This window comes from Caldisphaera sp., from assembly GCF_046536515.1.
Taxonomy (GTDB): domain Archaea; phylum Thermoproteota; class Thermoprotei_A; order Sulfolobales; family Acidilobaceae; genus Caldisphaera.
The window spans coordinates 1-13,269 of the sequence record NZ_JAWDMQ010000036.1; the positions used below are offsets into that span (position 1 = coordinate 1).

General features: G+C 31.4%; 16 protein-coding genes. 8 read left to right on the forward strand and 8 right to left on the reverse strand.

Annotated elements, in window-relative coordinates:
- Positions 1-76 precede the first annotated feature (76 nt).
- Both RXO53_RS05830 and RXO53_RS05835 read right to left on the reverse strand, forming a co-directional pair.
- Positions 77-436 carry a hypothetical protein gene (locus RXO53_RS05830; protein WP_410713310.1) on the reverse strand — a complete coding sequence of 120 codons (360 nt, stop codon included), beginning with the start codon at positions 434-436 and terminating at the stop codon, positions 77-79.
- 2 nt (positions 437-438) lie between these two features.
- Positions 439-561 (reverse strand): hypothetical protein, encoded by a 123-nt coding sequence (locus RXO53_RS05835; protein ID WP_410713311.1) that lies wholly within the window; start codon positions 559-561, stop codon positions 439-441.
- Positions 562-727: 166 nt separating this feature from the next.
- Here RXO53_RS05835 and RXO53_RS05840 point away from each other — a divergent pair, with 166 nt between their 5' ends.
- The 3 genes from RXO53_RS05840 to RXO53_RS05850 all read left to right on the forward strand — a co-directional run bounded on the left by RXO53_RS05840 (position 728) and on the right by RXO53_RS05850 (position 4,404).
- Positions 728-1,129 (forward strand): transcriptional regulator, encoded by a 402-nt coding sequence (locus RXO53_RS05840; RefSeq protein ID WP_410713312.1) that lies wholly within the window; start codon positions 728-730, stop codon positions 1,127-1,129.
- Positions 1,130-1,342: 213 nt separating this feature from the next.
- Complete coding sequence (locus tag RXO53_RS05845; protein WP_410713313.1) at positions 1,343-3,478, forward strand: acetate--CoA ligase family protein; 2,136 nt, start codon at positions 1,343-1,345, stop codon at positions 3,476-3,478.
- A gap of 5 nt (positions 3,479-3,483) precedes the next feature.
- Positions 3,484-4,404 carry a coiled-coil protein gene (locus RXO53_RS05850; protein WP_410713314.1) on the forward strand — a complete coding sequence of 307 codons (921 nt, stop codon included), beginning with the start codon at positions 3,484-3,486 and terminating at the stop codon, positions 4,402-4,404.
- 366 nt (positions 4,405-4,770) lie between these two features.
- Here RXO53_RS05850 and RXO53_RS05855 read toward each other — a convergent pair whose 3' ends face one another.
- Positions 4,771-4,893 carry a hypothetical protein gene (locus RXO53_RS05855; RefSeq protein WP_410712395.1) on the reverse strand — a complete coding sequence of 41 codons (123 nt, stop codon included), beginning with the start codon at positions 4,891-4,893 and terminating at the stop codon, positions 4,771-4,773.
- A gap of 234 nt (positions 4,894-5,127) precedes the next feature.
- Here RXO53_RS05855 and RXO53_RS05860 point away from each other — a divergent pair, with 234 nt between their 5' ends.
- The 3 genes from RXO53_RS05860 to glp all read left to right on the forward strand — a co-directional run bounded on the left by RXO53_RS05860 (position 5,128) and on the right by glp (position 7,808).
- Positions 5,128-5,697, forward strand: coding sequence for a hypothetical protein (locus RXO53_RS05860; RefSeq protein WP_410713315.1), 570 nt, complete (start codon positions 5,128-5,130; stop codon positions 5,695-5,697).
- Positions 5,636-6,379, forward strand: coding sequence for a hypothetical protein (locus tag RXO53_RS05865; protein ID WP_410713316.1), 744 nt, complete (start codon positions 5,636-5,638; stop codon positions 6,377-6,379). The genes RXO53_RS05860 and RXO53_RS05865 overlap by 62 nt, the downstream gene beginning before the upstream one ends.
- Positions 6,380-6,554: 175 nt before the next feature.
- Positions 6,555-7,808, forward strand: coding sequence for a gephyrin-like molybdotransferase Glp (glp, locus tag RXO53_RS05870; protein WP_410713317.1), 1,254 nt, complete (start codon positions 6,555-6,557; stop codon positions 7,806-7,808).
- 27 nt (positions 7,809-7,835) lie between these two features.
- Here glp and RXO53_RS05875 read toward each other — a convergent pair whose 3' ends face one another.
- The 4 genes from RXO53_RS05875 to glyA all read right to left on the reverse strand — a co-directional run bounded on the left by RXO53_RS05875 (position 7,836) and on the right by glyA (position 12,104).
- Entirely contained in the window at positions 7,836-8,987 is a 1,152-nt protein-coding gene (locus RXO53_RS05875; RefSeq protein ID WP_410713318.1) for a hypothetical protein, read from the reverse strand.
- Positions 8,988-9,123: 136 nt separating this feature from the next.
- Complete coding sequence (locus RXO53_RS05880; protein ID WP_410713319.1) at positions 9,124-10,128, reverse strand: transcriptional regulator; 1,005 nt, start codon at positions 10,126-10,128, stop codon at positions 9,124-9,126.
- A 93-nt stretch (positions 10,129-10,221) separates the two neighbouring features.
- Positions 10,222-10,572 (reverse strand): hypothetical protein, encoded by a 351-nt coding sequence (locus RXO53_RS05885; protein WP_410713320.1) that lies wholly within the window; start codon positions 10,570-10,572, stop codon positions 10,222-10,224.
- Between the two features lie 236 nt (positions 10,573-10,808).
- On the reverse strand, positions 10,809-12,104 hold the full coding sequence (gene glyA / locus RXO53_RS05890; RefSeq protein WP_410713321.1) for a serine hydroxymethyltransferase: 1,296 nt from the start codon (positions 12,102-12,104) through the stop codon (positions 10,809-10,811).
- 160 nt (positions 12,105-12,264) lie between these two features.
- Between glyA and RXO53_RS05895 the strand changes: the two genes are divergently transcribed.
- Together RXO53_RS05895 and RXO53_RS05900 are read left to right on the forward strand one after the other, a co-directional pair.
- A complete protein-coding gene (locus RXO53_RS05895; protein WP_410713322.1) occupies positions 12,265-12,585 on the forward strand; it encodes a PadR family transcriptional regulator in 321 nt (106 codons plus the stop codon).
- A 117-nt stretch (positions 12,586-12,702) separates the two neighbouring features.
- A complete protein-coding gene (locus RXO53_RS05900; protein WP_410713323.1) occupies positions 12,703-12,930 on the forward strand; it encodes a hypothetical protein in 228 nt (75 codons plus the stop codon).
- A 75-nt stretch (positions 12,931-13,005) separates the two neighbouring features.
- Here the strand turns inward: RXO53_RS05900 and RXO53_RS05905 are convergent.
- A partial coding sequence (locus RXO53_RS05905; RefSeq protein ID WP_410713324.1) for a zinc ribbon domain-containing protein occupies positions 13,006-13,269 on the reverse strand: 264 nt, incomplete at its 5' end.

Consider the following 13,269-nt stretch of genomic DNA (forward strand, 5'->3'; position numbering starts at 1 on the left):
CTAGCCTCTTTGTTTTGGTAGCTATTATATCTCCTATCCAAGCCAATAATTTTAAGCCTATAGCCTCCCAATAGCTCTACATAATCACCTTACTATAGCTATGCTCATATGTTAACCAAATCCTAAGACTCCTAACTATAGGTATCTTACCTTTATTGGTATTTTTAAGCCAAGACTTAGCTATAGCAATAGCCTCTCTATAACAATCCTGAGCAATTTTAGAGGGCAAACCATATTTCTCCTTAAGAACTTTGTATAAAAGTCTATGGGCTTTTCCAAGGCTTATTGCTTTATTCTCTATTATAACTTTTATAGAGTAATTAAGAGCCTCTCTATATCGCTTCATCAAATCTACTAGTTTTTTATGTGAATTGGGCTCAGGGCTAACCTTTACATTAACTGTTAAGGTTAGTAAACCCTCATTGCCCATAGACATAATTACTCAACCTTGTATTTGGCTATATTGACTTTTCTCATACAATTTGGACATGTTGTATAATATTGCTTTTTGCCCTTATAGACCCATACATACCCACACCTAGGGCATTTAAGTTTTACCACTACTTACCACAAGATAACTAATAAGGAAATAGCCCTTATAAGCTTTTCTCATTCCCGCCTTAAAAGGCGAGGCTTTCAGTTGTAATCTAAATATTTATTCATATTTATAGGCTTTAAATATGCATCATAGCTAACGAAAGCAATAGAATCAAAAGGTGCGATAAATTTGTCAAAAGAAACTGAGAACACAGAAATAGTTACAATAGAAATGCCATGTGAAATAGCAGCAAAGCTAGTGATTCCATCTATAAGAGCTTCAATAGCATATGTTTTGGTTAATGATTTTAAGCTTTCAAAGTATACAGCTGCCAGAATGCTTGGATTAACTCCTGCCGCAATAAATAACTATATTAGTGGTAAAAGAGGAGATAGATATATGAAAATTTTAATTGAAGACGAAAGATACTTAAATAAAGTTAAAGAGGCCGCAAAACTAATATTAAATTTCCAAGGAAGATCTGAAAAAGAGATAGATGATTTTATGAGAAAATATCAGCAAGCTATGTGTGGTATTTGCAGCGAAGTAAATGAAGTTGCTCATAAACATGGATGTCCATATAAACATTAACTAATTAAATAACGATTCATAATTCTTGTTAATAACTATAATAAATATAATATTAATTGATTTTAACTATTTTTATATATAAACTCTTAATTCATACAACAAAATTTAGTGGGATATCGATAGAAAATTTAAAGATAAAAATATCTATTTATTAAAAAGAAAATCATATAAATTATAGCCATAATAAATTTTATTCAGAAAGGGGAAAGCTAAATGGAAAAAAACTCTGTAAAAATCTTTTTTGAACCAAAAAGCATAGCAATTGTTGGCGCATCACCAAAAAAAGAAAATATGGGAAGAATAATTTTAGATAGCATGCAAAGAAATTACAAAGGAAAAATTTATGTAGTGAATCCAAATTATAGTGAAGTACAAGGTATTAAATCATTTAAATCATTATTAGACATAAAAGATGAAATAGATGTAGCAATAATAGCTGTTGATGCAAATAAAGTACCTGACATAATGGTTGATGCAGGTAAAAAGAATGTAAAGGGAGTCATTATAGTGAGCGGAGGATTTGCTGAAACAGACACAAAGCAAGGAAAAGAATTACAAGACAAAATCATAGAAATCGGTAAAAAGTTTAATATGAGAATAATCGGTCCTAATTGCATTGGAGTATATAATTCATTTACAGGCGTTGATACTTTCTTCTTACCTTATGAAAGGATGAGAAGGCCTAAGAGTGGGCCTATATCAATTATAAGCCAAAGTGGAGCATTATTAGCAACTTTGATGGACTGGGCGGCATCTAAAAACATAGCCATAGGTAAAGCTATAAACTTTGGGAACAAGGCCGACGTTGATGAAATAGAATCATTAGAATACTTGGGAAAGGATAACGAAACAAGAGTAATATTAATGTACATAGAAGGAATTACCCCTGGAAAGGGATATGAATTTATTGAAACAGCTAGAGCTGTTACATCTGTTTACGGAAAGCCAATAATTTTAATTAAAGGTGGAAGAACATCTAAAGGAGCCGGTGCTGCTAAAAGCCATACAGCTTCCTTAGCAGGTTCTTATGAAGTATTTAAATCTGTTTCTAAACAGGCCAATATAATATTAGCTGATGACTTAGAAGAATTATTCGATATAGCAAAGGTTATGTCTTATAATTTAATACCATCAGGAAATAGGGTCTGTATAATAACTAATTCAGGAGGTCATGGAGTCATAGCTGCTGATACCCTAGTAGAAAATGGATTATTAGTGCCAGAAATATCTGATGAAATAAAAGAAAAATTTAAAAAAATTTTTCCGCCCAGAGTATCTATACATAATCCAATAGATTTTACTGGAGACGCAAAACCAAGTTATTATAAGGAGGTCTTAGAAATCCTAGCTGAAAATAAAGAAGCAGATATGTTTTTAATAATAGCTTTAGTTCAACCTCAAACAATGGACCAATCTATAGCAGATGTGATCTTTGAATTTTCGCAAAAACATTTTGACAAACCAATAGCCGTAGTAACAATTGGAGCAGAAGAAGGAGAAAAGCTGAGATATATTTTAGAGGAGAAAGGCGTTCCTGTATTCGAGTTCCCTGACAGAGCCTCAAAAGCATTAGCTAAATTATATCAATGTAAGAGGTGCTCATCAAAAAGATTTGAAAATTGCAATAGGGTTTCTTTGAAAAAAGAATCTATAGATGCTGCTAGAGGGATAATTCTAAATGCTATAAACCAAGGAAGAGGTAAACTTTTTGAACATGAAGCTCTAGAATTACTAAGTTCTATAGGTATAGATACTGCAAACTATTGTATTATACAGGATTATGATCAAATAAAGTCATGTATTAGCAAAATAAAATTTCCAGTTGCTATGAAAATTATCAGTGAAGATATAATACATAAATCCGATGTAGGGGGAGTTATTTTAAACATTAACAACGAGGAAGAACTTACAGAAAGCTATAAAAACATTATTAAAAACATTAGATACAGGCTCCCCCAAGCTAAGATTAGAGGGGTAATGGTTCAGGAAATGATAAAAGGGGGAAACGAAATAATTATTGGGGGAAAAAGAGATGAAGGATTTGGCCCTGTAATAATCTTTGGGCTTGGAGGAATATATACTGAAGTGATAGGTGATGTATCTATGAGGATATCACCAATAACAAATTGCGACGCCAAAGAAATGATAGATGAAATTAAAAGCGTAAAAATTTTAGAAGGGTACAGGGGCCTAGAACCTGTTGACAAAAGGAAGCTGGCGGAGGCTATAATGAGAGTAGGGGAGTTGATGCTCGATATTCCAGAAATATCTGAGATGGATATAAATCCTCTTATAGCCTCTAGCCTAGGTGCTCAGGCTGTAGATGCTAGGGTAATATTGAAGAGGTGATATGATTGGTAGATTCAGATCAAGCTCAACAAAGCTCTCAGCAACAAAGTAAGACACCAGTTGATGAAGGGACTTTTTTAAAGCGTATAGATGAAATAAGGGATAAGATTCTAGATGTAAAGAACCGTAGGAGACAATTGATTGAAGAAATAAAGAATCTTAGAGATAAAAGAAGAAAATTGATTGAAGAAAAGAAACAACTGATAGAAAGATTTAAGACTTTAAGGGAACAAAGGAAAAAGCTTTTAGACGAATTAGCCAAGGTAAAACAAGATAGAGATAATATAAGCAAAGAATTTAAGACAAAGTTAGACCAATTAAAAGAAGCTCATAATATAACTCAAAAAGAAGGAGATGTAGCCAAGTTAAGCTTAAGAAAAATACAGAAAAGAATGGAAGAATTAGAATGGAGACAACAAACAAGTGTTTTAACTCCAGAAGAAGAAAAAAGATTAGTTGAAGAAATTGATAGGTTGGAGGAATTAGCAGAAAGAGTCAGAAAAGCTAGAAAAGAAGAAGTTTCAATACTTGAATTGGAGGCAGATGTAAAAGGACTAAAATTAAAACTATCAGAGCTAATAAATAAAGTTAAAGAGTTAAGAGAAAATGCAGGGAAACTTAAAGCAGAGATATCTTCTATAAATCCAAAAATAGACGAATACAACAAAAATATAGATGCATTAGGAAATGAAATACAACAAAAGAGCCAAGAAGCAGAGAATCTAACAAAGCAACTAGATGCATTGTATCAAGAGTATAGAGACTTAATGGTTAAACTGAAAGAAATGAAACTCGCAAAACAACGTGGTATTGAAGTAAACATACTAGAACAGAAGAGAAAAGAAATAGAGGAAAAGCAAAAGAAAGGCGAAGCATTAACTTTAGATGAACTTAGAATATTATATGGAGACCTAGATAGCATTTGATAAAAGAAACAACAAACCTTTGTCTTTGATAGCAATTGATTTCATCCCGCCCTAAAAGGTTCCTTCAGGCAGATCATAGGTTTGATTTAAAAACTTTATTTTCATCACCTCATAGCTAGCAGGTGAAATCACTCGCCATGCTCTGCTCGTCTAGGTGTAGACCACTGGCTGAGCCTTCAACCAATTACCCTTATCCCTTCCTGGGGTTTAACATTTTCTCCTAGATCCCTGGGACTCGGGAAATATGTATTTGTGTAAAAATACATGTCACCGAAATATGAGGTTATGCCTCTACCTCAACTGACCTACTCTCCGCCCTGAAGGGCGAGGGTTTCTCTCATCTGTTCGGGATTACATCTGTCATTTTTACTCAACCTTGTATTTAGCTATATTGACTTTTCTCATGCAATTTGGGCATGTTGCATAGTATTGTTTCTTACCTTTGTAATCCCATACATACCCACACCTAGGGCATTTAAGTTTTACCACTACTTATTACCAGATAACTAATAAGGAAATAGCCCTTATAAGCTTTTCTCATCCCCGCCTTAAAAGGCGAGGCTTTCAGTTGTAACATTGCTGTTGAGGGTACAATATCCTCTAGTTAACTATTAAAGAATATAGAGTGGGAGTCGAATCTTATCTCCTCAATACTATAAGAGAGTATCCATAAAGGGGTTTAACCCTCTAGATCTCAGAGAACCCTTCGGGGGGTCAGTTAAAATGATAAAAGGAATTTATTATGAATTTATATCATTTTTGTGCAATTCTAGACATAGTATGCCATTAGGAATTCTTTACGACAAGGATCCAATATTTTATGTATATAAAACAACAAAAATGGCTAAATTATTAAGCAAAGAATCACAAAACAAGATATACCTTATTTCACCCTATGATCCACTGCTTTTTTTAGATAGTTTAGAACATAGAATTGAAGATAAGATAAAATATAATAATGATTGCCCTGAACCAGATGAAAATATTGGAACCTGGTATTATTGCAACGCTATATATAGAAACGAGTCAAGAGACAGGCTTGAGTTCTATTGCAAGAATTTTTTTAAATTAAAAGGAAAAGCTATACCGTATAGCAGAAGTTATGGATGTATAATAGAATTATTAGTTTTATTAACAAAAGTTCAGGCAGGTTTTAAAGAACCTTGGTTTTTAACTTATGCAAATGGCTTAAAATGGTGCGTAGAAAGATCATCAAATAAGGATGAAAAATATGAAAAAGCCTCAGAATATTTATTGCAATTGCTTAGAAAATATTATGAAGAAAGCCAATAAAATAATCAATGTATATACAGATATCGTTGAGCCTGTCCTAAACTATCCAAGACACAGAGAGCTTGAATCGTCTATGGAAATTATACCTCAAATATGTGATAATTCTTTCTGCAACATTCTATATAGACTAAATAAAAAAATTAATAATAATAGGATATGTATAGTAGGTCCTGGAAAAATTGATAATTTATTAGATTGCGAAATAATTGCAGGACCTGAAGGAGGAGTTGTAAACCTATACAATTTAGGCAAGAAAATGTTATTTGTCACAACAGATTTAGACTCCTCCCAAAAAATACTTGGAAGCTTAAATTTTTTAAGCGATGTAAAATTTTTACATATACATGGAGACAATTTAATGAGAGTAAAAATTACCAATATATTCCTTGATAATGTTGTATATACAACGCAGGTTTCTACTCCTTATTGTGCTTTGCCTATAGGCTCTTTTACCGATGGAGATAGAGCAATTGCATTATCTATGATATTTAATGCGTCTGAAATATATGTTTATGGATTTGATTTTCAAAAAGTTATATGCCACCATAAAGATTATTGCTTTAGTGATTACAAGAACATAAAAATAAAACTAGCCCAAAAAATTTTAACTTTTATCTCAAAAAAACTGAACTATAGCATAGAATACAATAAGGATTATTTTATTTTTAAAAGATCCCTTTAAATCCTTAAAACATCTATTTTAATTTTCATGCTTTATATTATAACTTTTCATAGTTCAAAATACTAAATGCTTTATTTCTTAGCAAAGCTATAACAGCAAAATTCGCTTTCAAGGTTGTGCAGTAAAAGTCTAAGAATATATATATTTAAATATACTTATTAGAATTGAGGTAAAAATGTACAAAGCAAAAATGAGAGGATTTAAAGAATTAATGAGAGTTGAAGACGCACTTAGATTATTATTTGAAAACATAAATTTGCCAAAAATAGAACCAGAAGAAATACATGTAGAAGAAAGTGCAGGAAAAATATCTTATGAAGATGTTGTATCTCCAGTTGATATACCTCCATTTAGTAGAAGTGCCGTAGATGGATATGCAGTCATTTCGTCTGATACTATTGGAGCATCTATAACAAACCCTATACAATTAAAAATTATGGGAGAAATAAAAGCTGGTGATGATCCAGAAAATATAAAAAATATAAACAAAGGAGAAGCTATGATAATCTATACAGGAGCTCCTTTACCTAAGGGTTCTGATTCAGTAGTTATGGCTGAAGATGCTACATATAAAGGTGAAATCGTAGAGATAAACAAGGCAGTATCTCCTTATCAAAATGTTTCCAAAATAGGAGAAGATTTTAGTAAAGGAAAGATCATCATAAATAAAAATACTATAATAAAACCATGGCATATAGGAGCTATTATATCAGCTGGGATAAAAAAGATAAAGGTCCAGAAACCTTTAAACATAGCAATATTATCTACAGGAAATGAAATAGCAGAAATAAATGAAGACTCCAAAAATAAAATCATAAACAGCACAAAACCCCTACTAAAATCAATGATTATATCAAATGGATGCAAACCAATAGATTTAGGCACGGTTAATGACGATATTGAAATAATAAAGGAAAAAATAGAGCTGGCTTTAAAAGTTTCTGATCTAATAATAACAACTGGAGGAACAAGCGTTGGAAACTATGATTTTGTTGTTGATGCCATTTTAAAGATAAATGAATCTAAAGTTTTATTCAATGGCGTTAGAATGAGACCTGGTAAGCCTACGAGTGCAGCAGTAATTAATGGAAAACCAATAATAATGGTATCAGGCTTTCCGGTTGCAGCAGTTACTGCTTTCTATGCATTTATATCTCCCACGATTAACTTTATGAGAAATATAAAAGAAGAAATACAGCCTAAGATTAAAGGAAAAATAACAAGAAGAGTTGCTAACATTGCTGGTGTTAAAACATACCTAAGAGTAAAGGTTAGAAAAAATGATAAAGGAGAAATATATATAGATCCTTTGGCTGTTACCGCTTCCGGAGTTTTATCAACCTTAACTGAGGCTAATGGACTACTTATCATACCTGAAAACATAGAAGGATATGATGAAAATGATGAAGTTGAAGTAATGTTAATATAACTTTTTAACATAGGATATAACTTATAATTACGTTTTAAACTTTTTACATAAATCAATCAAAATATCATAAGGGGCATTACTTCTAAATCCTACATCAGAAAAAGTTGATCTAAACGATTTATATCCGAGTTCTTCTAAATATGATATAAATTTAGTTAGAGAAGGCATATTAACTTTTTGATTTTGACAGATTGTATCAAGTCTCTGATGAAAATAATTTTGAACTTTCATTTCATCTAGGTATGTTTTTATAAATTTTTCACTTCTTTTAAAAGTTTCTATATAAGAAAAATTGCCCAATCTGTTTAGCATATCTTCTATAAATTTTGCATCACTTATCTCCCCAATCCATATTGGACCTAAGCAATTAAAATCGTGGCAATCCATTATTATTCCATTTTCATATTTAAAATATCCGATGTTTTTGTTTAACATATCTTCTGATTTCTTTGCTCCTTTTTCAATAAGCAAATAAATTCTTGCATAATGGTCTACGCTATAAGACATGAGAGGTTTAATTACTTTATCATAAGATGCAGAGAGATACGCAATAAAAGCGAGTAAAACCCTAATTGCTATTTCTCTATAGTGTTTTGTATTGATCAAATTAACCCTATATTTTCTTTTAGCAGCTAAATATTTAGATCCTCCCAAAACGGCTAAATCTGTAGAAGTTAAGGCTATAAGAGTTCCTTTTGACGCTATAGATATAGAAGTATCCATAAAAGGAATAACACTGCCAAATGGGTCAAGGTCTATTATATTTATTGGGTAACCTTGTTCGAACCTCAGGGATCTCATAAGAGCATTCGCTTCCCTATTATATACTTCTACATTTTTTAAACGATTTAATTCAACATTTTTTATCATAATATTATAGGAATCTTTATCTATATCATTTATTATAATTTTAGATGAATTATTTAGCTCTAAAGAATACCTTATTCCTCTTACTCCTGTAGCAGATAAAGGATCTATTGCTACAATTTCCTTATTAGGCCAATATAAATTAATAAAGGAATTTAAAGCAATTATTGACAAGTCCCTATTAAATACCATAACCGGATTATAAAACACAGATAAATGAGATGGTTCAATAATTCCTTCTGATATTTTAGCTTTTCTTGTATCTGGAACATATATTAGAGCCTTTCCTTCTCTGAGCACAGATAGCTCCATTCTGACCTCCTCCCCGCCCTAAAGGATTCCCTCAGGGTGGTTCATAGGTTTGCGGTTTATCGATTTCTTTTTGTCTATCCAATTCTTTGCAGAACATGTAATTAAAATTGAGGCTTTTTTTGCATGTCTATAGTTTTTATTTGTTCCCAAATTTATCCCTAAGTAGTTCTATGAATTCCTCTAGCGTTAAAGCTTTAGCTTTTTCTAATTCCAGTTCCTTTATTAAATTTTTCTCGTTGCTAACAACAAAGGATTTAGAATTTGTTGTATCACTAAGCTTCTCAAGATTTTGTGCCTTAGCAGAAAGAGCTTGGGCTCCTTCTTTTCCATGTCTAATTATTATTAATAATCTATTCCCTTGTTTATCCTTCGCTCCTATGTCTAATACTGTCCTCTTAGCATGATAAGTTATAAAACCTAGATCTTTTAATTCATTAGAAATTATTTTTTCTTCCAAAACATCAACAGGCTGATCTTCTACCTCTATTTTTTCTAAATGTTCCTTGCTAAATATATTTATAGGCTGGAGTATATCCTCCCCAAATATATTAACAAGCTTTTCACCTAAATCAACAGAAGGTTCTATACTTCCCCTTTCATATTCATATACTGATCTTCTTGAAACGTGAAGAATAGAAGCTACTTCACCTAAGCTCATATTCCTGCTTATCCTTTTTTCCCTTAGCTTTTCCGGATTTATCTTTACCTTAAAGCTTTCTTTATCTTGAAATATATATAAATCATTATTTTCTAGTGCTGATATTAATGTTTCGAGCTTTACTGCCTTAGCACCATTCTTTTCATAAACTACACCATCTACCATTAAAATACCTCTATTTTTTTCAGTTATTATTATAGATGGAATACCAAGCCTTAAAGAAAGGCCCAGCAATTCCGCTATTTCTCCCTTTGGAATCTCCTCTAAATCATGAGCAACTTTAATCAATAAAAATCTATCATTGTTTAATTTAACAGCTAAATCAATACTTCTTCTATTAATACTCCTTGGATAGTCAATTACCTCTATATATTCAGACCTATTGTAAAGCTCCGCAATCACCTTATACAAAAAATCTTTTGCTTTCCTTTCTGACATCTGCTTTCCTCCATTATTATCTTTTGATACGCCTACTTTATCCAAGTATTAATCAGATACTAATTAGCATTTAAATATTTTTATTATTATAATTATTTTATAATTTATAAAATCTAAATATTATTTTATATTAAAACGCTAATATTCTATCAGAACTCCTGCATAAGCTTCAGGTTCTTTCTTAATATAATAATCTATACCTCCATCTATGTCATTAATTGATTCATTGCTAATATTTTCCAACACAAGCGAGACTATTTTATTAACAATACTATCCATATCTTCGGATTTATCTATAACTACCTCGTTTTGACCAATTCTTATTTTAGGTATTTCATTAAACGTATTTAATAAATTGAAATTATTTATTATCTCCACAAAAACTGTAGTTGAATAATCATGTCTCAATACATCAGCGGCTTTAAAAGCTGCTTTTATCGAAGCGTCGTCTCCAAACATTCCTGATGATACAACAACTATAGTATTCAACCTAACCCCCTGCTCCGAGCCTATTCTATTATCACTGAATGTAATACGTATATCAGCAGATATATATGGAATAGCCCAGTATAACCTAAACTACTCAAATTAATTATTTAAGATTAGATTATATACGATATAATGAATAGAAATACCAAAAAGGTTATGTAAACATAAAACTGTTTCAATAAGTTTTCAAAATTTAAACAAAAAATGTAATAGAATCGAAAAAAGTTTTAAAAACTTTATATTAATAGATTTAACAAGCTACTATACTTACCATTTAATAGATCTAATCCATAGCCATAATGCACTTTTTGATAATTCTTTCTAAATACTTTTACCTCTTCTCTTATTTTGCCTGTGTCTTCTTTTTTAATAGCAACTTTTTCCATAAATTCAGCTATTTGATCCATCTCATCTTCTTTCATACCAAATCTAGTCATTTCCTGAACTCCTATTCTTAAACCGCTTGGATTTTGAACAGCATCTGGAGGATCATGAGGCAATAGATTTTTATTCAATATTATATTACTGTCCTCAAGCATTTTAGCTATTTTAGCTCCTCCTCCTTGAGATGATACATCAACAAGTACCTGATGACTCATAGTATAACCCATGTGCTCACCTATTACGTTAAAACCTCTTTCTGCTAAAGCCTCTGCAAGTTTCTTAGCATTTCTTGTAATTTGTTTCGCATAGGCTTCTCCAAATTCTATCATTTCAAGAGATGTAATAGCTGTTGCAGGAAGCCTATGAAGATGATGATTGCTTAGAAACCATGGAAATATTGTTTTTCCAACCTCTTTATATAACTCTTTGTCTTTAAATGCAACAACGCCTCCTTGTGGTCCAGGGAAAGTTTTATGAGTTGAGGCAGTCATTACATCTGCCCCATAATCTAATGGATTTCTCCAAGCATTACCAACAATCAATCCCAATACATGAGCAGCATCATATACAAGCTTTCCATTAACAGAATGGATTGCATTTGATATTTCCTTTACTGGATGAGGGAATAAATAAACACTTCCTCCCAAAACAGCAAATTTAGGTCTAATCTGCTCTATAACTTTTAATGCCTTATCTATGTCTACATTCATTCTTTCCTCATCATATGGCAATTCTATTTGTTTTATACTAAGAGCACCTAATGTACCAAACTTAGTGTGACTCACATGAGCCCCAGCTTGAACAGGAGCTATAACTGCTTGATCTCCTGGATTAGCCAGTATCCTGAAGACTGAAGCATTGGCAATAGTACCGCTTATTGGCCTTATATCAACCATGTCTGTATGCAATAATTTCCCCATAAGTTCATTAGACATAACTTCCAGCTCGTCAGAATATTTTGTTCCCTGATAGTATCTTTTAAAAGGTTTTCCTTCGGCATATCTATTCATAAAATCACTAACATAAACTGCTAAAGCCAAAGGGCTCATAACATTTTCGCTTGCAATCAAATTTATCGTTTCTTTAATTCTCCAAATGTTTTGAGAATTAGTTAATTCCAAAATTTTATTTATAGACTCTGCATCCATAATTCTCGCCACTTATAACTTGTTTATATAAGGATTAAATATTTTTCATTAAGAACAAAAATATTTGAAATACTATGCAAAATTTCATATATGTATTTAAATATACAATTAAAATTTTAACCCTGAAATTAAAAATTAGTAAATTAGGTGGAAAAAAAAAATGTCAATTGATTCAAAAACTAGTAAGGCTATGGCAAGATTAATTAAGAATATAACTGTACATACACTTTGGATTTATGTTTTAGCTATATTAGCAAAGGGGACTACATATCCATATCAAGTTAAGAAAAAAATAAAAGAAACATTCCATTTTAATCCACCTACTGTTACACTATATACTGTAATGTACCGTTTAGAAAAAGAAGGTTTAATAAGAAAAGCTGAAAATGGATCCTACGAAATAACTGAAAATGGAAAAACAATGCTCAAAAAGGCATCAGAAACTCTAAAAAGCTTAAGTGAGACTCTTGACCATATATAATAAATTTTTAGTATTATATTTAAAATTTTTAGACTAAAATTAATAGTGATTTTAAAAAGAAAAAGTAAATATGCTTTAATTGACAAAATTTAATGGGCAGCCAAAATGGAGGACAATTTGTCAATTAACGAAAAAGACTTAATAGAGGCAGAAATAAATTATAAGGGGTCTAAAATTATAGCTTATAAGTTAAAAGGAACATCTATATTAGTCTGTCCTATTTGCAAGCTATCATACTTTTATAGCGAAGCAGATTTGTTTAATCATTTAATTGCGCATGCAAAAGGGTTTATAGAAAAAAGAAGGGGGACACCATCAAAAATTTACAGAAAAAAAGAAGAATAAATATTAAAACTATGTTAAGTGCTATTTCTGACCTCCTCCCCGCCCTGAAGGGCGAGTTTCCTGAGGTCTAGAGGGTTACACCCCTTTTATGGGTGCTACTCTGTTATGTTCTACAATGAAAGATAGGGGTTTCTTTATTGATGATAAGATTTTACCTGTTGCTTTCTTTAATATGTTTAAAGCCCCATTTAAATCAGAATGAAGTTTATGTTTTAATGGACAATTAATGACTCCTCTAGGATTTCTCTTAACTTCTAAGTTATGATAAGCACAGTATCTGGACGTATTATATTCTATAACTTCATATACTTTAATGCTATATTCTTGTGCTTTAAGTTC

Bases quoted from the DNA above. Each gene is read 5' to 3' on its own strand.
- RXO53_RS05830 (WP_410713310.1), bottom strand. From the start codon at position 436: ATGTCTATGGGCAATGAGGGTTTACTAACCTTAACAGTTAATGTAAAG.
- RXO53_RS05845 (WP_410713313.1), top strand. From the start codon at position 1,343: ATGGAAAAAAACTCTGTAAAAATCTTTTTTGAACCAAAAAGCATAGCA.
- RXO53_RS05860 (WP_410713315.1), top strand. From the start codon at position 5,128: ATGATAAAAGGAATTTATTATGAATTTATATCATTTTTGTGCAATTCT.
- RXO53_RS05865 (WP_410713316.1), top strand. From the start codon at position 5,636: ATGAAAAAGCCTCAGAATATTTATTGCAATTGCTTAGAAAATATTATG.
- glp (WP_410713317.1), top strand. From the start codon at position 6,555: ATGTACAAAGCAAAAATGAGAGGATTTAAAGAATTAATGAGAGTTGAA.
- RXO53_RS05875 (WP_410713318.1), bottom strand. From the start codon at position 8,987: ATGGAGCTATCTGTGCTCAGAGAAGGAAAGGCTCTAATATATGTTCCA.
- glyA (WP_410713321.1), bottom strand. From the start codon at position 12,104: ATGGATGCAGAGTCTATAAATAAAATTTTGGAATTAACTAATTCTCAA.
- RXO53_RS05895 (WP_410713322.1), top strand. From the start codon at position 12,265: ATGTCAATTGATTCAAAAACTAGTAAGGCTATGGCAAGATTAATTAAG.